This is a genomic window from Exiguobacterium sp. QJM3NY_9, assembly GCF_056173545.1.
Genome location: NZ_CM149679.1, coordinates 1,062,256 through 1,084,743, shown reverse-complemented (window position 1 = coordinate 1,084,743; position 22,488 = coordinate 1,062,256). Strand labels below are relative to the sequence as shown.

Annotated in this window: 25 protein-coding genes; 5 read left to right on the top strand and 20 right to left on the bottom strand. The window is 46.6% G+C overall.

Translation table 11 applies throughout. The features are described 5' to 3' along the window. Positions 1 to 23: 23 nt before the first annotated feature. The 7 genes from AC0VYQ_RS05400 to AC0VYQ_RS05370 form a co-directional block, all read right to left on the bottom strand. On the bottom strand, positions 24 to 1,028 hold the full coding sequence (locus tag AC0VYQ_RS05400) for a S66 family peptidase (protein ID WP_475404401.1): 1,005 nt from the start codon (positions 1,026 to 1,028) through the stop codon (positions 24 to 26). A gap of 97 nt (positions 1,029 to 1,125) precedes the next feature. After that, complete coding sequence (locus AC0VYQ_RS05395) at positions 1,126 to 2,427, bottom strand: pyrimidine-nucleoside phosphorylase (protein WP_475404400.1); 1,302 nt, start codon at positions 2,425 to 2,427, stop codon at positions 1,126 to 1,128. A gap of 26 nt (positions 2,428 to 2,453) precedes the next feature. Next, positions 2,454 to 3,266: a purine-nucleoside phosphorylase gene (locus AC0VYQ_RS05390; RefSeq protein WP_029333165.1), complete on the bottom strand. Its 813-nt coding sequence runs from the start codon at positions 3,264 to 3,266 to the stop codon at positions 2,454 to 2,456. A gap of 20 nt (positions 3,267 to 3,286) precedes the next feature. Then, complete coding sequence (deoB, locus tag AC0VYQ_RS05385; RefSeq protein WP_088836690.1) at positions 3,287 to 4,459, bottom strand: phosphopentomutase; 1,173 nt, start codon at positions 4,457 to 4,459, stop codon at positions 3,287 to 3,289. Between the two features lie 116 nt (positions 4,460 to 4,575). After that, positions 4,576 to 5,460, bottom strand: a complete 885-nt coding sequence (xerD, locus tag AC0VYQ_RS05380) for a site-specific tyrosine recombinase XerD (RefSeq protein WP_475404399.1) — start codon at positions 5,458 to 5,460, stop codon at positions 4,576 to 4,578. Between the two features lie 124 nt (positions 5,461 to 5,584). Then, positions 5,585 to 6,067 carry a ferric iron uptake transcriptional regulator gene (fur, locus tag AC0VYQ_RS05375; protein WP_088836688.1) on the bottom strand — a complete coding sequence of 161 codons (483 nt, stop codon included), beginning with the start codon at positions 6,065 to 6,067 and terminating at the stop codon, positions 5,585 to 5,587. A gap of 102 nt (positions 6,068 to 6,169) precedes the next feature. Continuing rightward, the gene (locus AC0VYQ_RS05370; protein WP_088836687.1) at positions 6,170 to 6,700 is read right to left on the bottom strand and encodes an NUDIX domain-containing protein; all 531 of its coding nucleotides are present in this window, start codon (positions 6,698 to 6,700) and stop codon (positions 6,170 to 6,172) included. Between the two features lie 197 nt (positions 6,701 to 6,897). On the opposite strand from AC0VYQ_RS05370, the gene AC0VYQ_RS05365 reads away from it, so the two are divergent. Together AC0VYQ_RS05365 and AC0VYQ_RS05360 are read left to right on the top strand one after the other, a co-directional pair. Beyond that, on the top strand, positions 6,898 to 7,752 hold the full coding sequence (locus AC0VYQ_RS05365; RefSeq protein WP_088836686.1) for an aldo/keto reductase: 855 nt from the start codon (positions 6,898 to 6,900) through the stop codon (positions 7,750 to 7,752). A 68-nt stretch (positions 7,753 to 7,820) separates the two neighbouring features. Beyond that, complete coding sequence (locus AC0VYQ_RS05360) at positions 7,821 to 8,477, top strand: type 1 glutamine amidotransferase domain-containing protein (protein ID WP_029333159.1); 657 nt, start codon at positions 7,821 to 7,823, stop codon at positions 8,475 to 8,477. 445 nt (positions 8,478 to 8,922) lie between these two features. Here AC0VYQ_RS05360 and AC0VYQ_RS05355 read toward each other — a convergent pair whose 3' ends face one another. The 11 genes from AC0VYQ_RS05355 to AC0VYQ_RS05305 form a co-directional block, all read right to left on the bottom strand. Continuing rightward, positions 8,923 to 9,561, bottom strand: coding sequence for a hypothetical protein (locus AC0VYQ_RS05355; RefSeq protein ID WP_475404398.1), 639 nt, complete (start codon positions 9,559 to 9,561; stop codon positions 8,923 to 8,925). 26 nt (positions 9,562 to 9,587) lie between these two features. Next, positions 9,588 to 10,124, bottom strand: coding sequence for a PadR family transcriptional regulator (locus AC0VYQ_RS05350; protein ID WP_088836684.1), 537 nt, complete (start codon positions 10,122 to 10,124; stop codon positions 9,588 to 9,590). A gap of 127 nt (positions 10,125 to 10,251) precedes the next feature. Further along, positions 10,252 to 10,836, bottom strand: coding sequence for an NUDIX hydrolase (locus AC0VYQ_RS05345; protein WP_475404397.1), 585 nt, complete (start codon positions 10,834 to 10,836; stop codon positions 10,252 to 10,254). Continuing rightward, positions 10,833 to 11,414: a CDP-alcohol phosphatidyltransferase family protein gene (locus AC0VYQ_RS05340; RefSeq protein ID WP_029333155.1), complete on the bottom strand. Its 582-nt coding sequence runs from the start codon at positions 11,412 to 11,414 to the stop codon at positions 10,833 to 10,835. The genes AC0VYQ_RS05345 and AC0VYQ_RS05340 overlap by 4 nt, the downstream gene beginning before the upstream one ends. A 1-nt stretch (position 11,415) precedes the next feature. Further along, positions 11,416 to 12,303 (bottom strand): ABC transporter ATP-binding protein, encoded by an 888-nt coding sequence (locus AC0VYQ_RS05335; RefSeq protein ID WP_214771618.1) that lies wholly within the window; start codon positions 12,301 to 12,303, stop codon positions 11,416 to 11,418. After that, positions 12,287 to 13,021, bottom strand: a complete 735-nt coding sequence (locus AC0VYQ_RS05330; RefSeq protein ID WP_029333661.1) for an ABC transporter permease subunit — start codon at positions 13,019 to 13,021, stop codon at positions 12,287 to 12,289. The genes AC0VYQ_RS05335 and AC0VYQ_RS05330 overlap by 17 nt, the downstream gene beginning before the upstream one ends. Further along, positions 13,018 to 13,782: an ABC transporter permease gene (locus AC0VYQ_RS05325; protein WP_475404396.1), complete on the bottom strand. Its 765-nt coding sequence runs from the start codon at positions 13,780 to 13,782 to the stop codon at positions 13,018 to 13,020. Before AC0VYQ_RS05325 ends, AC0VYQ_RS05330 begins: the two co-directional genes overlap by 4 nt. Then, on the bottom strand, positions 13,769 to 14,965 hold the full coding sequence (locus AC0VYQ_RS05320) for an ABC transporter substrate-binding protein (protein WP_214893122.1): 1,197 nt from the start codon (positions 14,963 to 14,965) through the stop codon (positions 13,769 to 13,771). The genes AC0VYQ_RS05325 and AC0VYQ_RS05320 overlap by 14 nt, the downstream gene beginning before the upstream one ends. A 15-nt stretch (positions 14,966 to 14,980) precedes the next feature. Beyond that, positions 14,981 to 15,739, bottom strand: a complete 759-nt coding sequence (locus tag AC0VYQ_RS05315; RefSeq protein ID WP_214765320.1) for an SDR family NAD(P)-dependent oxidoreductase — start codon at positions 15,737 to 15,739, stop codon at positions 14,981 to 14,983. After that, positions 15,736 to 16,710 carry an MBL fold metallo-hydrolase gene (locus AC0VYQ_RS05310; protein ID WP_214893119.1) on the bottom strand — a complete coding sequence of 325 codons (975 nt, stop codon included), beginning with the start codon at positions 16,708 to 16,710 and terminating at the stop codon, positions 15,736 to 15,738. Before AC0VYQ_RS05310 ends, AC0VYQ_RS05315 begins: the two co-directional genes overlap by 4 nt. A gap of 180 nt (positions 16,711 to 16,890) precedes the next feature. Beyond that, positions 16,891 to 18,333 carry an NADP-dependent glyceraldehyde-3-phosphate dehydrogenase gene (locus tag AC0VYQ_RS05305; RefSeq protein ID WP_088836677.1) on the bottom strand — a complete coding sequence of 481 codons (1,443 nt, stop codon included), beginning with the start codon at positions 18,331 to 18,333 and terminating at the stop codon, positions 16,891 to 16,893. 217 nt (positions 18,334 to 18,550) lie between these two features. On the opposite strand from AC0VYQ_RS05305, the gene AC0VYQ_RS05300 reads away from it, so the two are divergent. Continuing rightward, positions 18,551 to 19,429, top strand: coding sequence for a chemotaxis protein CheV (locus AC0VYQ_RS05300; RefSeq protein ID WP_029333148.1), 879 nt, complete (start codon positions 18,551 to 18,553; stop codon positions 19,427 to 19,429). Between the two features lie 109 nt (positions 19,430 to 19,538). Here the strand turns inward: AC0VYQ_RS05300 and AC0VYQ_RS05295 are convergent, their stop codons facing one another. Continuing rightward, positions 19,539 to 19,907, bottom strand: coding sequence for an Hpt domain-containing protein (locus AC0VYQ_RS05295; protein ID WP_475404395.1), 369 nt, complete (start codon positions 19,905 to 19,907; stop codon positions 19,539 to 19,541). Positions 19,908 to 20,028: 121 nt separating this feature from the next. Here AC0VYQ_RS05295 and AC0VYQ_RS05290 point away from each other — a divergent pair, with 121 nt between their 5' ends. Continuing rightward, a complete protein-coding gene (locus AC0VYQ_RS05290; RefSeq protein ID WP_029333146.1) occupies positions 20,029 to 20,964 on the top strand; it encodes a magnesium transporter CorA family protein in 936 nt (311 codons plus the stop codon). 63 nt (positions 20,965 to 21,027) lie between these two features. On the opposite strand, the gene AC0VYQ_RS05285 is transcribed toward AC0VYQ_RS05290, so the two are convergent. Next, a complete protein-coding gene (locus tag AC0VYQ_RS05285) occupies positions 21,028 to 22,131 on the bottom strand; it encodes a PP2C family protein-serine/threonine phosphatase (protein ID WP_088836674.1) in 1,104 nt (367 codons plus the stop codon). 124 nt (positions 22,132 to 22,255) lie between these two features. On the opposite strand from AC0VYQ_RS05285, the gene ytzI reads away from it, so the two are divergent. Next, positions 22,256 to 22,426 (top strand): YtzI protein, encoded by a 171-nt coding sequence (ytzI, locus tag AC0VYQ_RS05280; protein ID WP_152638925.1) that lies wholly within the window; start codon positions 22,256 to 22,258, stop codon positions 22,424 to 22,426. The last annotated feature ends 62 nt before the right edge of the window (positions 22,427 to 22,488 follow it).

Genomic DNA, 22,488 nt, shown 5'->3' with positions numbered 1-22,488 from the left:
TTCGGAAAACGCAGGTTTTTTACTCACTCCACTGCGGATTCGAGAATTTCGAGCACAACCGTTTCACCTGCAGTGACCGATGCCGGAATGCCGTTTGGTAATGGAAAGACCGGATCGGTATGCCCGAAGTCGGCGTTAAGCACAACCGGGAAGTCGTAGCCGCGGGTTGCCCGCAGGATGATATCTTTCAGCGGGAAGTCTGGATCAAAATCAACTTTCCCGTGAAAACGTCCGACGACAATCGCCGAAATCTTTTCATATGCCCCGAGATGACGCAGTTGTGTAAAGTACCGGTCGATTGTCTCCGGCGTCTCACTTTCGTCATCTTCAAGCATCAGGACAGCACCTTCAAGTGACGGCATATACGGTGTCCCGGCAAGTAACAGCAGTGTCCCGAGATTGCCGGCGACGATTGGTCCCGTCCCAGTACCTGTGCGGGCGACGAGATATCCGTCATTGACGACATGCGTCCGTCTCCGGTCATCATTGACGTCCCAGCGCAAGCCTTCATCCGTCCATTCGTCGGACGCTTCGATTTGACCAATCGGTTCCGTCTGCATCAACGTTTTTTCAAACCACTTTTTTGTATACGCATCAAGACCATGCAGTTGACCGAATTGTGGCAAGATGGCAGGCCCGACGAATGTCGTCAAACCAGTTTTCGTATGAATCCCGGACAGAAGGGCCGTGATGTCGCTGTAGCCCATAAAGATTTTTGGATTGTTGCGGATTAAGTCGTAATCGAGTTCATCGAGCAACTGATGTGAGTTAAAACCACCGATGGTCGAAATGATTGCTTTGACGTCCGGATTTTGAAACGCCATATGTAAGTCCTGAAGGCGCTCCCCGATTGTTCCTGCCGTATGACTGTGAACCGCTGTCGTGTTCGGCATCACGAGGACCTGAAAGCCCATCCGCTCAAGCGTCTCGATCCCCCGTTGCAGCCGGCGTGGTACGTAAGCAGCGACCGCTGATGCGGGTGAAAGAATCGCAATCGTATCGCCTTGTTTCAATTGAGTTGGTTTCATTTTTTCTTCTCCTTCACAACTTGGAAAAACCTGACTTTCATCATAACAAAAAAAGTAGCAAATTGGGAAGAAGACCCAACTTGCTACTTTACATGATTTAATCGATGACAGCGTGAACGAGCGGACGTGCTTCCGGTTTCGTTTCACTGATATGATACGCATGATCCATTTTCTCAATTGCTTGATCAAGCGTTTCTTTATTCGAACGAAGTGTCGCGATGACATCGCCGACTTCAACACGATCGCCGACTTTTTTCAATAACGTGACGCTTGCTGCATGATCGATGACGTCTGTTTTCGTCGCTCGGCCCGCTCCAAGAATCATCGCTGCGACACCGACTTCATCGGCGATGATTTCAGAGACATAACCTGCTTTTGATGCCACGAAGTCTTTTTGGTATTTCGTTTCAAGTGCTTTTGACATATCGTCAACGAGTGACGCGTCGCCACCTTGCGCTGCGATGAATTTTTTAAAGACGTCGAGTGCTGCACCGTTCGCGAGACGTGTCTCGAGATCGGCATACGCTTCGTCGAACGTCGGGTAGAACTCACCAAGGACTGCCATATGTGAGGCAATCGTCAAGGCGATGACTTTCAAGTCACGCACATCTTTACCTTGTAAGACTTCGATTGCTTCTTTGACTTCGTTTGCGTTCCCGATTTCGTTTCCGAGCGGCTGATCCATGTCCGTGATGACGGCAATCGTCTTCCGGTTGACACTTTTCCCGATTGATACCATCTCTGTCGCGAGTGCTTTTGCGTCCTCAAACGACTTCATGAAAGCACCTGAACCCGTTTTAACATCAAGAACGATGCTATCAGCGCCGGCCGCAATTTTTTTCGACATGATTGAACTTGCAATCAACGGAATCGAATTGACTGTTGCTGTCACGTCACGTAATGCGTAAAGTTTTTTGTCAGCAGGTGTTAAGTTCCCTGTCTGACCGATGATTGCCATCTTGATGTCGTTGACTTGGCTGACGAAGGCTTCTTCCGATAATTCAACATCGAAACCAGGGAAGGCTTCCAATTTATCGATTGTTCCACCTGTATGACCAAGACCACGTCCGCTCATCTTCGCAACCGGAATCCCGATTGACGCGACGAGTGGTGCGACGATCAGACTGATTTTGTCACCGACTCCGCCTGTTGAGTGTTTATCGACTTTTTTACCGTGGATTCGTGATAAGTCGATGACGTCACCTGATTCGACCATCGCCATCGTCAAATCTGCGATTTCACGATCTGACATCCCTTGATAAAAAATGGCCATCGACATGGCTGACATTTGATAATCCGGAACGTCTCCGTTCGTGAATCCTTCGACCATTGCTTTAATATCGGCTGTTGGTAACTCGCCACCGTCTCGTTTCGTTGCAATCAAATCTACCATACGCATAATCTATTTCCTCCTCTAAGGTGTTGTTACATTTTTTTGATCGAACCACGCACGAGCGACAGGAAGTGTGCCCGGACCCGTTCCGTCGTTTCGATGACTTCATCGTGATGGAGCGGCTGATCTAAGATACCTGCTGCCATGTTTGATACACATGAGATTCCGAGTACGCGCATGTCTGAGTGACGTGCGACGATGACTTCAGGAACCGTCGACATGCCGACGACATCTCCACCAAGCATCCGTGCCATTTTGACTTCAGCTGGCGTTTCATATGTCGGACCGGTGTTGCCGAAGTAAACGCCTTGACGAACATTGATTCCGAGCTCATCTGCCGTCGCTTGGGCAAGTTCCAGTAATTCTTTATCATACGGCTTCGACATGTCCGGGAAACGTGGTCCCATCTCATCGACGTTTTTTCCGATCAACGGATTCGTTCCGAAGAAATTGATGTGATCTGTGATCAACATGAGATCTCCCGGTTCAAATGCTTCGTTACAAGCACCCGCTGCATTCGTCACGATTAATGTTTCGACGCCGATTGCTTTCATGACACGAACTGGGAATGTGACCATTTCCATCGAGTAGCCTTCATAGAAGTGGAACCGTCCTTGCATCGCGACGACTTGTTTGCCTTCGAGCGTCCCGAAGACGAGTTGTCCCGCATGTCCTTCCACTGTCGAAACAGGGAAGTTCGGAATGTCGCCATACGGAATCGCGATTGGATTTTCAATTTCATCAGCCAGTACGCCGAGACCTGATCCGAGAATCAAACCGATTTCCGGCTTTGCCTGCATTTTACTTTCTAAATATGAACGTGTTTCATTCCAGTTGACTGTCATCCAAAATCGCTCCTTTGAAATTAAAGTTCTGTTAAAAAGCTTTTTCCATGTGCCGGCATTTTAACACCGAAGTTTGCAGCAACCGTCGCTCCAAGATCAGCAAATGTTGCACGCGTTCCTAAATCGTTTGCGACACCGCTCTTTTGGTACGCAAGAAGCGGGACGTACTCACGCGTGTGATCTGTTCCAGCGTGAATCGGATCGTTTCCGTGGTCAGCTGTAATGATTAAGAGATCATCTTCTTGCATCCGCTCGAATACTTCCGGGAGACGTGCATCAAATTCTTCAAGTGCATCCCCGTAACCTTGCGGGTCACGACGATGTCCGAACAAGGCATCGAAGTCAACAAGGTTCAAGAAGCAAAGCCCTGTGAAGTCACGTTCGAGTTGACCAACGAGTTGGTCCATTCCGTCCATGTTCGATTTCGTACGAATTGCATCCGTCACACCTTCACCGTCAAAGATGTCAGCGATTTTTCCGAGCGAAATGACATCGAATCCAGCTGTCTCAAGCTCATTCATGACAGTCCGGTCAAACGGTTTTAAGGCATAGTCGTGACGGTTCGATGTCCGAACCCATGCGCCTTGCTCCCCAAGGAATGGACGTGCGATGATGCGACCGAGCATGTATGGATCGTCGCGCGTGATATCACGTGCATATTCACAAATTCGGTAAAGTTCTTCGAGTGGGACGACTTCTTCGTGGGCTGCAATCTGTAAGACAGAGTCAGCAGATGTATAGACGATCAATGCGCCCGTTTCGACGTGTTCTTGACCGAGCTCATCTAAGATTTCCGTACCAGAAGCTGGTTTGTTACCGATGATTTTCCGACCAGAGAATGCTTCAAGACGGTCAATCAAGTCAGCCGGGAATTTTTCAAAGACACGGAATGGTGTATCGATGCGAAGACCCATGATCTCCCAGTGTCCCGTCATCGTATCTTTCCCCGCCGATACTTCTTCCATTTTACCGTATGATGCGATTGGTGCGGCATCAGCCGAAACACCTTGAACGGCTTCAATATGCGCGAGACCAAGCTTTTCCAGGTTCGGGATATTCAAGCCATTCATATGCTCTCCGATGTGACCAAGCGTATGTGCTCCTAAATCTCCAAATTGTTCCGCATCGGGTGCTTCACCGATACCAACAGAATCCATGACGACTAAAAATACACGTTTGAATTGTTGTGCCATTTGTATTTCCTCCTAATACGTACTGTAATGAACGACTGCCCTAATGATTTTCCCACAAACCGACTAGACAAAACGCTTCATTTGTCTGAAGTCAGACCTTTGTTTTATAAGGAACATCATGCACGTGGATGATGATTCTTATAGACTTCATGTAACCGACCTTTGTTGACATGCGTGTACATTTGCGTCGTCGACAAGTCGGCATGACCGAGCATCTCTTGGACAACCCGTAAATCTGCACCATTTTCAAGTAGATGAGTAGCGAATGAATGACGGAGCACATGTGGCGTAATCTCTTTTTCAATACCCGCTTCTCTTGCACGTCGTTTAATCATCTTCCAAAAACCTTGTCGCGATAACCGGCTTCCCCGACTATTCAAGAAGATATAATCCGTTTGCTGGCCCCCTAAACTGTTTCGTGCTAGTTCGAGATAGGTCGTGACGCTCTCAATCGCTGTCGTGCTGATTGGAATGATTCGCGTTTTGTTCCCTTTCCCAAGACACGATAAGTAACCGAGTTCGAGCTGTAGATCGTTTAACGTCAACTGTAGCAGTTCACTGACCCGCATACCGGTACCGTATAACAGTTCAAGCATCGCCGCATCCCGTCTGACGAGCGGATCATTTCCGACCACGGAATCAAGCAACTTAACGACGTCCGTTTGACTCCAGACGACCGGGAGCTTTTTTTCTGGTTTCGGTAAATCCAAATGACGTGACGGATCACTCTCCACTTGACGCTCTTCGACCAAATATTGATGGAACGAACGGATCGAACTCGTCGCCCGTCTGACCGTCGACCGTGACTTTTGAGCGTTCAACAAGCTCTCGATATGGAGCACGATATGATGTCGTGTCACGAATTCAAGCGAAGTCACCCCTACTTGTTCGAGCGAATGAAGATACTGGTTTAAATCATTTCGATAGGCTGCTGCCGTATTTCCTGACATTTGCCGTTCAATGACGAGATAGTTGATAAATGCTTCCAGTTGTTGTCTCACTGAATTCATCCTCTTGGCTTAAGAAATCGCTTACTTTCCCATCATATCAAAGGTGTAAACCGTTGTGAAGAGGTCTGACCTATATTTTCAAAAAGAAAAAACCGCCCTGTGTGTGGAAGGACGGTTAGACAGTTTGTGTTTGCGTTTGTTCAAGCGCTTCACGTGCATGACGCTCCTGACAAACACGGCAAACTCCGTGGAAGGTCAAGCGATGATCTTTAATTTTAAAGTGAAACCGCGAGACGATTTCTTTTTCGACATCTTCTAACATATCATCTAAAATTTCTTCGACGGAACCACATTCGATACATACAAGGTGGTGATGCGAGTGACTCGCCCCTTCTTGTCGTAAATCGAATCGAGATACGCCATCTCCGAAGTTGACCTTATCGACGACTTCAAGCTCCGTCAATAATTCGAGCGTCCGGTACACGGTCGCGAGTCCAATATCAGAGTTTTTTTCTTTCACTAATAAAAAGACATTTTCAGCACTGAGGTGATCCGACTCATGTTCTAGCAGGATACGCACAGTCGCTTCACGTTGGGGAGTCAGCTTATATCCTTTACCGCTCAGCTGTTTTTTAATGCGTTCAACACGACTTTCCATCATAGCGCCCCCTTAGGTCGAAACTGATGCTTTTATCATAGCTGATTCTCAATCAATTTTCAAATTAAAATGATTATCAACTGAAAATCAACCAAATTAGAATCATTTTAATGTACGGATGTGCCAATGTTGAATCGCCATAATTGTTTTTGCATCGACAATCGTTCCATTTGCAATCAGTTCTAAGGCCCGGTCAAGTGACAATGTCTGGTTTTCAAGGAATTCATCTGCATCAAGCTGACGTTCACCAGCCGTCAAACCGATTGCTTCATATATATGTACGCGTTCGCTGCAAAATCCCGGTGCCCCGTAAAAATCGAAGACATGTTTCAATTCTTCTGCCGCGTAACCTGTTTCTTCTTTCAATTCTCTTCCGGCACAATCAATTGGATTCTCACCCGCCTCAAGTTTTCCCGCAGGAATTTCAATCGATAGTTGTTCGAATGCTTTGCGATACTGCTCGACGACAATCAAATCACCTTTTTCATCAAAGGCGATGATTGCGACGGCTCCGTTATGATAAACGAGCTCGCGCACTGATGTATTACCGTTTGGTAAGCTGACGACATGCTTTTCGACATTAAAGACTTTTCCTTCATAAATGACTTCTCGTTCGATTGTTTTTTCTTCCATTCCGAACACCTCTTCCTTCTATAACTATCCGCGCCGTAATTTATTCTTCTTATTCAGTATGCCTGTTATCTGATTCCTGATGCAAGTTTGTTTTTTCAAACTCAAAATATGAAACAGTTCCTCAACAGGGGGACGGAGAAATAAATATGATAAACTGTTCTGTAGTAGCACATATCGAAAGAAATGAGGGATTAGTCATGGGACTCGGATTAGGCACAATGACAATATTAAAACGCGGACAAGAAGAAGCAACAGAAATCCTCCGTACAGCGCTCGACGAAGGGGTCATTCATTTTGACACAGCGGACGTCTACGCGAACGGAGCCGTCGAATCGTTGATTGGACAGACATTTTCGCAAGAAGACCGCAGCCGGATTTTCCTCGCCTCTAAAGGCGGGAACCGAATGAATGCAACGGGAACGGGTTGGACGTGGGATCCGAGTTACGAGTACTTAAAACAAGCATGTCTTGAAAGTCTGAACCGACTCGAAACACCTTATCTCGATCTCTATTATGTCCACGGCGGAACGATGGAAGACGACCTCGATGCATCGATTCAAGCCGTGAAGGATTTAAAAGCAGACGGTAAGATTAAGGCCTATGGTCTTTCTTCTTTACGGCCGAACGTCATTAAGTATTGGCTCGAGCATAGTGATCTCGATTATTTGATGACACCTTACTCGTTACTCGATCGGCGCATCGAAGCACTCTTGCCTTTACTCAATGAAAAAAATGTCAAGGTCGTCGCTCGTGGTCCGCTCGCAAAAGGATTATTGACGACTGAGAGTACGTCGCGCCTCCAATCCGTTGACCAGTTCGAGCAATTTAATAAAGAACAACTCGAAGAAACATTGAATTTCTTACAAGACTACCCACTACCCGCGCTCGCTCTCCAAGCAATCGATCAACAAGCCGCAATCGTACTGCCTGGTGCGTCGAGCGTGTCGCAATTACAGGCCAATCTCAAGGCGATGCGGGAACCCGTCACGCTTGAACAAATCAATCACGTCCTAAAAACATTGCCGGTCCATCCTTATACAGCACATCAATAAGGTTTGAGTTTTAGCAAGCCGGGGAATCTTCTTATTTGTAACGTTAACCCTAGAGGAGGAATTTTATTATGGCACGTATTCTAATCGTTTCAACAAGCGCGGATGACATGAACGGACACGCAACAGGACTTTGGTTCGAAGAGTTTGCTGCACCGTTTAACTTATTTAATGAAGCAGGACATGACGTCACTGTTGTTTCTGTTAAAGGTGGCGACGTCCCAATCGATAAAGCATCACTCGTCAAAGAAATTCTGCCGAAGTTCCAAGACGCACGTAAAGCACTAAAAGATACTGCTTCACTCTCAACAGTCGATCCTTCATCGTTCGACGCTGTTTATTTCCCGGGTGGACACGGTGCGGTCGTTGACTTCCCGAACAATCCACAAGTTGCCGGCGCAATCGAAGCAATGGTCAAGAAAGACGGAATCGTCGCATCTGTTTGTCACGGACCTGCCGCTTTCGCTCACGTCATGATTGATGGCAAACCATTCGTCGAAGGTCGTCAAATCAACGGCTTTACAGATGAAGAAGAAAAATCAACAGGTCTTGAAGAGAAAGTTCCATTCTTACTCGAAACAACGTTGCGTAATGAAGGTGCAACGTTCTTGACTTCAGACGCAGGTAAAGAATTCGCAGTCATCGATGGCAACGTCATCACAGGTCAAAACCCAGCTTCAAGTGAAGCTGTCGCTAAATTGATCGTCGCTAAACTCGCGACTGTCTAAAATTTTAGTTGATGCTAAGCACTTCCACTGAACATCAGTGGAAGTGCTTTTTTCGCGTGTAGACAAACTTAGATGGAAGATCACTTGAATGTGATTTTCCATCTTTTTTTGCTCTCTCTTTCCTTCCTAATCGTCTCCCTGTGGCAAACATCGCGCCGCTACAGCAAAGCTGCAGGGTCGCTCCTGTTTGCTTTCCACTAGGAAGCGATTAGATTAGAAAGCGAGATTTTTTTAGCTTTCTTTAAGATCAGTGAAGATACTCTGTCGTTTTGGAAACGATTCAAGACGGTCCACCTGAAAGGCGTCCCTTTTCGTCGACTTCTACGGGAAAAAATGCGTCTTTGCGTGCTAGAGGGAGACGCTTTTATCCCCCCCACGTGACGTTGTCTACATGCAAAATAGCACCTCCACTGAACAAAGGTGGAGGTGCTATTTTCACTTCGGGTCATTTCTCTTCGTTAAGCGCCCGCTGAAGCATCAGTATTTCACGTTCGGCTGCCGCAACCGTGCGGTCTTCAATAACGAGCTGCTGCTGTCGTGCTTCAAGCTGCTCGTCAAGGTTCGTACGCTCTTCATCGGTAAACGACTGTTCAACCACACGTTCCCGTCGATACCAACGCTTCGGAATGATTTTTGGTGCTGGTCCTGTCTCAATCGTCCGTTCGATTTCATCGAATGCCGCCTGCGCTTCTGCCTGACGGTCTTGAAGCGGACGAATCTGTTGAGTGAGCGCCTGTAATCGTTCGTCGACGAAGGCGCGTGTTTTTGACGCCAACATTTCTTTTACATCCATTCGTAACACGTGTTCTGCTTGCTGACGTTGCATATCTTCTTCGTGATCTGTTGGTTCGAGAAGTTCCACACGGTCGCTGTTTTCAGACTCTGTCAGAATGTCTTCGATTTCACTGATCGACAACCACGAGACATGTCGCATGACGAATTGATCGATTAGCCCCGCATCAACATAGTAGTCTCCGACTTCTCCACCTAATTTCAATTCAGCGGCGGCATATGTTGCATGTCGTTTGATGATGTCATCCGTCTCTTCGTCCAGCCAGTCTTGATAATCTTTAAATACACTCACGTTCTCTACTCCCTATCCCATCACAATCAAACACTCGTTTGACTTCTCTTGATTTCTTCGATTGCCCAGTCACACCAATCGAGGTAATTCAGCATCATCCGTAGACCGTATTCACTCGTCAATGTCTCCCCGAGTGTCGCCCCGTTCTCTAAATGATCTTTTCGCCACACTTGCATCATGTCGACCGCAAATTGATGATGCCGTTTTGATTCTTCAAGGTAAGCGATCGCTTCCTCGAGCGGCAAGAGGTGTAACAACGACACGCGCATTAAGTTCTCATCTTTCATTTTCGGCTTAAATTCACTCGGTGCCCGCAGCCAGGCGACGAGCTCTGTTTGGCCTTTATCTGTAATCGAATAGACTTTTTTATCTGGAAGATCCTCCTGGACGATATGAACACTCGTCACGAGTGATGCTTCTTCCATTTTTAATAATTCTCGATAAATTTGCGTATGGTGTGCTGTCCAAAAATGCGTCATCTGTTTTTTGAACGTCGTACTTAAATCATAGCCTGTCGCTTCTCCCTGGGTTAGCAGTCCGAGCAGTGCGAATCGTAATCCCACTGGCTGCACCTTCTTTCATCAATAATATATATTGTTAATTATCTCAAATTACGTTGCATTACGCCACTTTGTACTTTTTTAAGCAAGAAAAAACTGTAGATCGCTGTCTCATCTACAGTTCCTCCTGTCACATGCTAGATTGTTCAATGCTTCGTTCGACCATCGCCCAGTACTCCGGCGGGTGCGGGACGAAGCGGTTCCGCCCGAAACGTTCACCCTCGATGCTGACGACTTCCGTTGTCGTTTCGTCACCTAACATAGCAAATGCGTCGAATGAAAAAGCGACCAGCCGTTTGACTTCAGTCGCTTGTAAATGATAGTCAGAAATGGCTTGGTTCGATTCCGTCAAAAAGACCTGAGTCCGCTCGCGATCAATGAATCCCGGCAACGTTAGTTCTTCTAGAAAAATACCAACGTGCTCCAACTGATCCATCGTCCGGACGAGTCCGAGCTCTTCTTCGAGTTCACGAACACCATCAGCAACGGTTTCACCGGCAAGTAAATGTCCTGCCGCTGTAATGTCGAGACAATTTGGAAAATCCTTTTTTCCAGTTGCCCGTTCTTGAAGAAGAACGATTCGTTGCTCTCGATTCACGACGAAGCAGTGGAACGTCTCATGCCATAACCCTTCAGCATGTACCCGGTTTCGTGACGCCGTGAATAATGGATGCCCGGCCTGATCCGTGACCATGATTAACTCCTGTTCACTCATCCCAGCACCTTAGAGGCTTGATAGAAGCGCTCGCCTACCGTATACAGCTCTGCAATCAAGAAGACGATCGCAATCCAGATGATTGCACTTGGGAATAACAGCATTGCCGTTAAAAACAAGAACCCCTCTGTCCGTTCAACGAGACCCGGCTGGTATTGGAAGGACTTGATGCCATAATTTTCACTGACTGCCCCAATCGCGAGAAACATCGTCATACCGATGACAAAGGACGCAATTAAAAAGAGCATGACGATTTGTGTTTCCGGAAAACGAAGCGCAATCCCGATCAGCACGGACAACTCGACGATTCGATCTAGTACAAGATCAAGGATCGTTCCAATCGCTGTCGGTTTTTCGCGACGTGCCATCGTCCCATCGACGACATCAAGCATTCCAGAAATCCACAATAAGAGAATCGCAATTCCCATCATGTCATTGTAGACGAAGAATCCTGTTGCCCCTCCGATGATGCCGGAAATGATTGTGACTTGATTCGCCGACAGACCAAGCTTTTTCAAACCGGTCGCCGCTTGGTCGAACACAGGTTGCACCATCTTTCGTGCTCGTGTATCTAACATATTAGTCCTCCTTTCTGACGACATAAACAGTCGTCGCTTCGTCGAACGCTCTTCTTGTCTGAATGACGAGTCGCTCGCCGGTTGCCCGTTCGACTTCATAGAACCGAACACCATATTGGATTAATTCTTTCGTAATCGTAACACGTTCATTCGTTTGATTCGTCGGTCTTAAGACCAACTCGATCGCAGACAGCGGATACCATGTCCCGTCTAAGGCAAGACCATCTCCAAAAAACGGACTCGTCTCGCTTAAAGCAACAGGTCGCCCTTGCTCGATAATGCGTCCTGCCTGCATGACATACACATAGTCCGCCATTGCCATCGCTTCTTCGCGATCATGTGTGACAAGCAACGTCGTCACGCCTTGTTGCTCCGTCAGGCGACGAATCAACGTCCGTAATTCACGCCTCCGCGGCAAATCGAGGCTTGAAAACGGCTCGTCTAATAATAAAAAGTTCGGTTGACTCGCAAGGGCACGTGCTAAGCTCGCACGTTGTTGCTCGCCTCCCGACAGTTGATGGACAAAGTCCGCTTCACGTCCCGGTAACCCGACGCGGTCGAGCCACTCAGAGACTTGTCGGGCGTCCCCTCGCATGCCAAGGCGGATATTCTGCCCGATCGTGAGATGGGGAAACAGTAGTGGTCGTTGAAACAGCATCGTCACTCCGCGTTTACTCGGGACTGTTTTCGTAACGTCACGCTCTCCGAAGTGAATCGTTCCACCTGAGACCTTTTCTAATCCGGCAATCAAGCGCAGCAACGTCGTCTTCCCGCTTCCACTCGGTCCGACAAGGGCAACGCATTGTCCCGAGGCGATGGTTAGATCGATGTCTTGCAAGACGGTCGTTTTACCGAAACGCTTCATCACTTTATTAATTCTTACGTCCATCTAATAACCTCCGAACCCCTTCTATCCATAAGGTAAAGAACAACATTTGCCCTAGATAAATCAAAAATGGTAACCCGATCAACCAAATCGTCGCTTCTTTAGCCGCATCAACCGCATTCCCAGAGTAAAGGGGGAAGACTTCAAGTGCGAGCATCCGAACGACGCCACCGCCGATCAGCACGACGAGTGCATACTGACTAAGTGTGATGACGGTGACGAGCAATGTCACCGATTGTAATGTCGGACGAAGCAACGGTCCGACTAAAAAGAAAAATCGCTTCAAGCGGTTTGCCTCAACAAGGACCGTCTGTTCGAGTAGTTGTTCACCGAGCGCCTGAAATCCGTTCGTATAAAGGCGGACCGTGTACGGAAGTGTCGGTAACAAAAGGACGAGTAACACGCCAAGGAATTGATCAGCCAAACCTAAGCGGATCCACGTCAAATAAAGACCGAATGAGAGCAATAATACAGGTAAAAACAGTGGCAAACTAATCAACAACTCAGCCAGTTGAATGATTCGTCCCGTCTGAAAGGCAATGGCTTTCCCTGCCGCATAACCAATTACGTGGTTCAAAAACGTCACTGCTGCAATCATGAAGAGCGTCGTCGTCAACGTCTCGACGATTCGCGGATTTAGAGAAAATGATTTCGGAATGATTCCTAGCAGCGGTGCAACGACGAGACAAGCGATCAATAGCGTAACGATTCGTTGCTTCATTCAATCCGCCCCTTACTGATTCGCTCTGTGATCGGTCGAATCCACCACGTGAAGACGGCTAACATCATGAAGAGCAACGTCGTCAAGACGACACTGATGGCAAAAGCCGTTGGTTGTTGCGACAGGTCTCCTTGCGTATATAAATCAAATACATATACACCAATCATTTTCGGATATGTCACACCAAGCAATGCCGGCACTTCGTAGGCAAATAGAACAAATGCAAAAACGATGAAGCTTGCTTCAAGTGCCGGAAACAAAATAAAAACACCTTTCCCATGCCAAAATCGACGAATCCTAGATAATCCAAGCAGTTGCCCCAATTCCTCATACCGGTGATCGAGCCGTCGAAAAACAGGAATGAGATAAAAAAAGATGAACGGTGTTTCTTTATATACGTAAGTCAAGATGATACTGAAATGATTCGTCTCATGCGGACCAATCATCGGTACATTACTGAAGTAGAGAATCGCAAGATATGCTGCACCAAGATGCGGGATAAACAGCGGAAGTGCGAGGATTTGTTCCGCTATCCCCCCTCGCCTTGAGAAAAATTGAGCTAAGCCGAAACCGACCCCTAACGAAAGTAACGTGCTACTCAGTGCAACGTACAGACTTAACACAATGCTTTCAAGAAACACAGTATCGCTTAACAATGCACGATAATCGGCGACTGTCGTCATCGATACACTGATGAACAGTCCATAAAGAACCATTCCAGCAATCAAGAAGACGGCGGGGTAAGGATTACCGCGCCACACGTTCCGGCCAATCCTTTCGAATGACCTCGAAGAATTCCGGGTCGAGCTCCGCTCGGACTTTTCCTTCAAATGCATCTGGTGTCGGTGTCGATTTTGCTGCCGGGACATCCTTAAACGCTTGTTGTTCTGTTGACGTCAACGTACTTAAATCAAGACTCGTCCCGTCCCCCCAGTAGGTCGCGTCATATTTCTTCAACTGCGCATCTGCTGATAACAATTCGTTGATTGCAACGAGCGCCCCTTTTGGATTTGGTGCGTTAAACGGAACCGATAGGAAGTGGGTCGACGCAATCGAACCTTCTTCTAAGATGAGCGGACGCGTTTCTTCCGGGAAGGTCCCGGACGCTACTTCCTGTTCGGCCCGGCGTTCATTGAAGCCCATCGTGAACGCGACATCCCCCTTCGCATACAATTGATCGAGCTGAGCGAGCGTCTTCGGATAGGTTTTCCCTTCTTTCCAAAGGTACGGCTTTAAATCGTTTAAATAAGCCCATGTCTTTTTAAAGTCGCTTTTCGGGTTCTTCAACGTTTCATTTGATTCAACCCCGTACATGACGTGACGCACAAACGCATTTCCCGTGAAATCCGTCACTTCCGGATAAGTGAATTTTCCTGGGTTTGCTTTGACCCAGTCTTTTAACTCGTTTAAGTCCATCGGTGGTTTGGCAACACTGGCTTGATCATAATGGAACGCAAACTGGACTTTTCCCCAGGCCGCTTCGAGCCCTTCCGTCTTCGTCCCACTATCTGAAGCTTGCGCCGCGGCATCGACTTGCTTGATGTTCGGTAAGACGCGCGCGATGTCACCATATAACAGGCCGTCTTTTTTCGCATTTCGGAAATTATCGCCGTTAATCCAGACGACATCAATCACGCCTGTGTCCTTACCGGCTGTTTTTTCAGCACGCAATTTCTGAATGATGTCCGCTGTTTCTATCGGCACTCGCTTCAATGTGATTTGATGCTCTTTTTTCAACTTGGGTGCGACGTACTCGTCGATATAGGCATTGATTCCGTCATCTCCACCCCACATGTACATCCGGACCGTCGTTTTCTCTGCTTCCTGTTCAATCATTTTATAGGATGAACCTAGCACTTCGTCCTTTGCCGGCAAGTCAGAAGTTGCGCCACACCCGGCAAGCAACAACCCACCGACAGCGATACCGATTACTTTTTTTAACATTTTCATTCCACCCCATCATTTTTTGTCAAATCCGGACTTACCGAGCCATTCAATCAATCGGGGACAAACGGCATATGCTTTCGCTGAAAGTTCCATCCACCACGGTGCATTGACCTCTCGTTTTTGACGCTCGATCGCTCGGACCACCGTTTTTGCAAGCGACTCTTTCGATAACAAAATCGAGGCGACATTCTTTTCATATTTGCGACTGAGATCGGCGCGAATGAAAAATTCAGTCGCAATCGGTCCCGGATTAACCGTCATCACATGAATTCCTTTTGGTCGTAATTCAAGTCGCAATGCATTCGAGAACTGAAGCAGGCTTGCTTTTGTCATGCAGTAGATGGTCGATTTCGGAGTCGGCAGCTTTCCTGCCTGACTGGCGACATTGACAATCATTCCATTCGGACGCAGGAAAGGTAGACACGCTTTTGTCAACCGAACGGGCGTCAGGACATTGATCCGGTGCATCGATTCAATCGTCTCAATCGAGGTATCCTGCAAGAAACTGAATTCTCCGAATCCGGCATTATTGATCAATACATCAATCATGCCATAGTCGACCTGGATTCGTTCGGCTAAATGCTCCGGTGAATGTTCTAAGTCATAGACGATATAGTCAGCATGCAACTCTCTTGCTAAGCGTTCGAGCCGATCGGCACGGCGGGCAATCAAAATCAAATTCGCTCCTTGCCGGTTCAACACGCGCGCTAACGCTTCACCGAGTCCGCTCGATGCTCCCGTCAAGACAACCGTTTTATTCATTAGATTCATCCGCTAACTCCCGCCTTCGAATAATAAAGAACCGCGTCTCGTTTTTCGACTGTAATTTGACCGCTTGCGACTAAATAATCGAGTCGTGCTTTCATCTCACTCATGACGAGCGGAAACGATTTTTTTAGACGATTGCCGTACGTCAACTGCGCTAAGTCAAATAACGTCTGCTCTCCTGTCAGATGTTTCAAAAGTTGCTCACCGCGGACCTTACGTTGGAGCAACCGTTCTTCAATCAAGGATGGAACATCACGGATTGTTTCGCCATGACCGGTGTAGGCGATCGTGATCCGTTCACCTTGAAGCTTTTCGAGCGAGCGCATATATGCAAGGACAGGGCGTTTTATATCGGACGCATCTCCTGCTTGCGGCTGTTCAAGTAACGGGTTCGGCTCAATCCGTGCCAGTAAATGGTCGGCTGCGAACAATGTTCCGTCTTGACCGAGAATCCCGATCTGGTCGCTTGCGTGTCCCGGCAACTCAATCACGCGGTATGTACCTGCCGCCGTGATGGAATCTCCTTCTTTTAGGACATAGTCGAGTTGTCCTTTTCCGAGCCATTTGAGGGCCGACAGATAACTCGGTAGCAACGCTCGTATTTCTTTCGGCACCCCGAACGACATCGCTAAGCGTTGCAAAAAGGCATCGCCACTATTCAAGAAGTCCGTATCCTGTTCTAAATAGGGACGAAGTCGTGCGTGCCCGTAAATCGCAATTCCTTTTTCAGAAAAACGATAAGCCATTCCGGCATGATCGGCGTGGTGATGCGTCACGATTACTTTGTCGAGTTCTTCGACAGACAAGCCGATTTTCTGCAACCCCTCTTGCATGGCGTGCCAAGCTTCTGCCGTATCCGGTCCACAATCAATCAAAATATTTTCAGTCTCCGTTTTGAGGACGTAACAATTGATATCACCGACTGGAAACGGCGTTGGGATCGGTAGCGTGAAGATTTCATCTTTGCTGTTCACTTGGAATCCCCTCATTTCTCTCACTAGTTTCCTTCATTATAGAGAAAAATGAACCTGAGCCGCAAACTTTGTCTGTCACTCTCTTGCATCCCTTCACTAAAGCATACGTAAACCGTCTGGAATTGGATGCAAAAAAAGCGACCTTTCGCAGAATGAAAGGTCGCTCGTTTATTGCAAATCTTATTTTAAATTAAGGACAGTCAGTTTATCACGCGTCATCGAAGCAAGGCTTCGTCCGACACCTTGAACACCAAGTCCAGATGATTTAACGCCGATGAATGGGAAGTGGTCTGGGCCACGTTCCGTCCGACCGTTAATTTGAACAGAACCTGTCTCAAGGGCATCCGCTACAGCGAAAGCTGAATCAATGTTTTCCGTGAAGACACTTGCTTGAAGACCGTATTCCGATTCGTTCGAGTACGCAATCATCTCTTCGACTGAGCTGACACGAATGATTGGTAAGACGGGTCCGAACGGTTCTTCCCAAGCAACACGCATGTCACGTGTCACGTTGTCGATCAGTGTTGGTTCAATCAAGTTGTTCGTCCGGTTTCCACCAGTGACGATTGTTGCACCTTGATCTTTCGCATCCGTAATCAAGCCCTCCACGTAATCCGCTGATTTTGTATCGATCAATGGAACGACGACACTGTCGTCTTCAGGTGAACCGACCGTTAACTTCGCGATCCGTGTTGTTAGTTCGTCAACGAGCGCATCTGCTTGATGATCTAAGACGAATACACGTTTGATTGCTGTGCAACGTTGTCCAGAATAAGAGAACGCTCCACTGATGATGTGATCCGCTGCTAACGAAAGGTCCGCGTCTTCTAAGACGAGTGCCGGGTCTTTTCCACCGAGTTCAAGTACAAGTGGAATCATCGCTGATTGACGAGACAAGTGACGTCCTGTTCCTGTACCACCCGTGAAAGTAATCATATCGATTCCAGGATGTGCTGTTAAATAGTCACCGATGACTGATCCGCGACCTGTCACGACGTTGACAAGACCTGACGGAAGACCTGCTGCGACGAGCGCTTCAATCATCAAGATTCCGCTGATCGAGCCTTGTGTTGCCGGTTTGAAGACAACCGCGTTTCCTGTCATCAACGCCGGTGCAAGTTTTGCTGCCGCTAAGTTGACCGGATAGTTGAAGGGTGAAATTGCAAGAACGACGCCGAGTGGTGCTTTTTTGATGACTGCGAGTTTTTTCGCACTTCCGCCTGGGAATGAATCGCCTTGCATCATTTGACCGTCAAAACGAAGACCTTCTTCCGCTGTATAGCGAATGATTTCCGCAGTCCGTTTGACTTCTTTGACGCCATCTGCACGTCCTTTACCTACTTCACGCATGATGACTTCGCCGATTTCGTCAGCGCGTTTTTCAAGTTCTGTTGCCCATGCATGTAATAATTCAGCACGTTTGTTTGCTGGTTGTTTCGCCCAAGTCGTTTGTGCAGCTTTCGCTGAAGCAATCGCACGGTCGACTTCTGGTTTCGTCATCGCTTGTACACGACCAACGAGTTCTTCCTTATATGGTGAAGAGATTTCGATTGTCTCTTTTGATTCACTCTCATACCATTGTCCATCCAATAAAAATGTATACGTTGTTTTTGTTGTATTCATTCCACTCTACCTCCATATGTTTTTTCTCTCTGTCACTTCAGTGTGTGGCTGCATAGCTATTGTAAACAATTGGTCAGACAAATGCCAAACATTTTGCTTAACATATTATGAAAGCGATTACAATAGTTTTTTTATTGAATTTGATATGGAATGTTTTACGAAATGTGCCGATAACTAGGCAGAAGTGAATGTGCAGGAACGAAAGGGGATAAATCACGTGTACAATCAACACGATATTTTGTTAGAAGCGGGTACGAATGAATTAGAAATCGTCATTTTCCATTGTGGTCCTTATACATTTGGGATTAACGTCATGAAAGTGCGTGAAATCATCGTTCCGTTACCGATGACACCACTCCCGGGAACACCAGATGCCGTCAAAGGATTAATCGAACTACGCGGTGAAGTCATGACGGTCATAGATTTGCCGACTGTCATCGGTGTAGCCCATGACGAAGCGACGGAAGATCGGTTAATCATCTGTGAGTTCAATGGCGAGAAAAGTGTCCTTCGCGTCGATTCTGTCACGGAAATCAGACGTATCTCGTGGGAACAAATCGATACACCGAACGAACTCGCACGTGGAATCGAAGGATTGACGAACGGCGTCGTCAAGACAGGCGATAAGATGATCATCTTACTCGATTATGAAAAAATCGCACTCGAATTGTCTCGTAAAGACATCTTCGCACGTGAAGAAGGACGTCGCGTCCAACCGCGTGACCGATCGAACAAAACGATTTGGATTGCCGAAGATTCAGAAATGCTCCGGACACTCATCATTGAGACGCTTGAAGAAGCAGGATATCACGGCTTAAAATGGTTCATCAACGGAAAAGATGCGTTTGACGCCTTCGAAGCAGGTAGCGATTGTGACTTGTTGATCACAGATATTGAGATGCCGAAAATGGACGGACTTCATTTATCGAAACGCCTTCGTGAAGACGACCGGTATGCCGAACTGCCAATCATCGTCTTCTCTTCCTTGATTTCAGATGATCTTCGCCATAAAGGTGAATCTGTTGGGGTCAATGCACAAATTACAAAACCAGAAATCGGTCGTTTGATCGAAACGGTTGATGCATACGTCTTGTAAGACGTTGTTGACGGTTATGTCGGAGTTCACTTTCCAGTGAACTCCGATTTTTCAATTCACAAAAAAAGCGTCCACGAAAACGTGAACGCCGGTTTACTTTTTTCATCAATTACTTGATCGAGTCCGGATTCTTTCCAATAAAAGCATCCAACCAGACTTTTCTGAACTCCACCATAGATTGATCAATGTTTTGCAAAACTTGATTCGCATTTTCAAGCGAACCCGTTTCTGCTTCTTTTTCAAGTTGTTCGAACTCATCTGCCAAATCGTCCGCCGCGACCGAATAGGAGGCACCTTTAAGTAAATGTGCGATTTTTTCTGTCTGTCCCGGATCATTGTCATTGATCGCTTGCTCTAGTTCAGGAAATTTACGATCAAACTGCGCAATGTATGTTTCACCAATCTTTTGTAAAAATACGTGGTCCCCACCGGCGATTGAACGTAATTCCTCTAACTTCTTTTGATTAAAAAAAGGCATCTGGTTCCCCCCTCTGGTTTCATTTTAACATTAAATGTCGTAAAAAAAAATCTGAGAATCATTTACACGTCCTATCTTCTGTCCCTATAATAAGCAAGTGAAGAGCAGGAGGGATAGACATATGTTGACGATTTATCGAAGTGATGTGACCGGGGCAGTCAACGAAATTCAAGAATTCACGAAAGGTTCTTGGATTCATCTTGTCAATCCGACAAAAGACGAAGCCGACCAAGTCATTGCTGCCACAAAGATTCCTGAGGATTTTATCTATGACCCACTGGACGTTGAGGAAAAACCTCGTTTTGAAAAAGATGATGAAGGGCTCTTGATGATTGTCGATGTTCCGTACATCGAAGAAGAGTCATCGGGACGACGCTACAACACGATCCCGCTCGGTATCATCGTGACGTCGAGGCATTTCATCACCGTCTGTTCGCAACAACTCGACGTGTTGACCTTGTTCTCGAACGGTAAATTACGGACATTCCGGACGAATTATCGTTCACGCTTTGTATTTCAAATTCTTTATAAAGTCAGCTCTTCTTACCTTCGTTTCCTTCGTCAAATCGATCGCCGAATGGACGAACTCGAAGATGAACTTCAACGTTCGATGCGAAATCAAGAAATTTTTCAACTGATGAACTTACAAAAATCCCTCGTCTATTTCATGACGTCACTTAAATCAAACGATGGTGTTCTTGATCGCATCATTAAAACACCGAGTCTCGAGAAACATGAAGACGATGAAGATTTACTAGAAGATGTTTTCGTCGAGCACCGCCAGGCGATGGAGATGGCACAAATCTATAAAGATATCATCAGTTCGACGATGGATACGTTTGGTTCCGTCATCTCGAACAATGTAAACTTCGTCATGAAGTTTTTAGCCTCAATCACGATTGTTATTTCAATCCCGACAATGATTTCCGGAATGTTCGGGATGAACGTCCATGTGCCGTGGGAAGGTGAAGTCATCGGCTTTTGGATTGTCTTTGGGATGATGATTTTCTTCTCCGGACTTGCTGCCTTTATTCTGTGGCGGAGACGCTTTTTCTAGCACAAAAAAACCACCCGCTTTTACATGCTGAAGACGTAGCATGTACAAAAGCGAGTGGCTTTTTTAATTGATTTCGACCGTGACGAGACATAAATCATCGGCCTCATCACTTTGATCGGGCTGAATCAAGTGGTGAATGTTTGGTCCTTGTTGTTCGATCAACTGACGGATCGCACTGATCCCTTCGTCAATCCCTTTGCTATACAGCTCCATGAAACCATCCGTATAGAGGTAGATACATCCAGGAGACGTCAAGTCGATTGTCCGACTCGTATATTGTGAGTCCTCAAACATCCCGACTGGCAATCCTGTGTTCTCGAGGGCGATGATTTGATCCCCCATCCGTAACAAACCAGGTGGGTGTCCCGCATTCGCATAACTAAGTTTCATCTCATCCAAGTCGATGTACAAATAAACGGCAGTAAAATAAATTTCCGTTTCATCCCCTGGGAAAAGGCGGCTCATCTGACGGTTCAGTTCTTCAAGTACTTTTGCCGGATCACCGATGCGATGCACGAGTTCAAACAAGATCGAGCTCATCCCCATCGTAATCAACGCTGACGAGACACCATGGCCCATGACGTCAAACAAGATGATGCCATATTTATTTTGCGAGATGCGGTACCAGGCATACATATCTCCCGCTAGTTTTTTAGAAGGAATATAGGTTGCCATGATTCGAATGTCTTCATCTTCGATATTTGCACTCAAAACACTTTGCTGGAGCTTTTGAGCAAGATCAAAATCTTCTTGTAAGACTTTTTCATATCGTTTCCGTGCATCAATCGCTTGTTTTAATGACATCGCATTTCGAACACGAGCAAGCAATTCCGTTTTTCGAATTGGCTTTGTCGTATAGTCTGATGCTCCCGCATCCAGTCCATCCGCGATGTCCTCTTCATTGGAACGACCGGACACGATGACGATTGGCAGTTCATCTAAACCAAATCGTTTTCGGATCAACCGTGTTGTATCAATCCCACTAATGCCGGGCATCTCTACATCCAGTAATACGACATCTAAGTTGTCGATAAAGGCCGGGTCCTCCATCAATTCAATCGCTTCTTCCCCACTCATCGCTTTTACGACATCGTATCCTTCATTTTCAAGCAGTCGCTCCAAAATCATTAAATTCGTAAATTCGTCATCTACGACTAATATACTCATACCGTCACCTCGTTCCTAAACATGTTAATCTGAACATAGTTTATCACATCATGACCACTTTCGTTTAGACGAACGGACAGTTTTCCGTCATACTAAAAGAGAAGAATGAAAGGAGGAATGGATCATGTGGCTCTATGTTGTTTCCATTCTAATCATCGTGTTTGTCTTAGTTGCTTCAATCATCGTCATTTCAAAAGGCTACGGATATAAAGGCAATCAAGACGATATCGAAATTGACTACGATGAAATCAACCGTAAACTGACTGAAAAGCAGGATGAAGAGAAGCAAAACTAAACAACTTTGACCGTCTGAGACCATTTTAACATCGGTGGTCTTTTTTTGTTGCATGAAAAGTG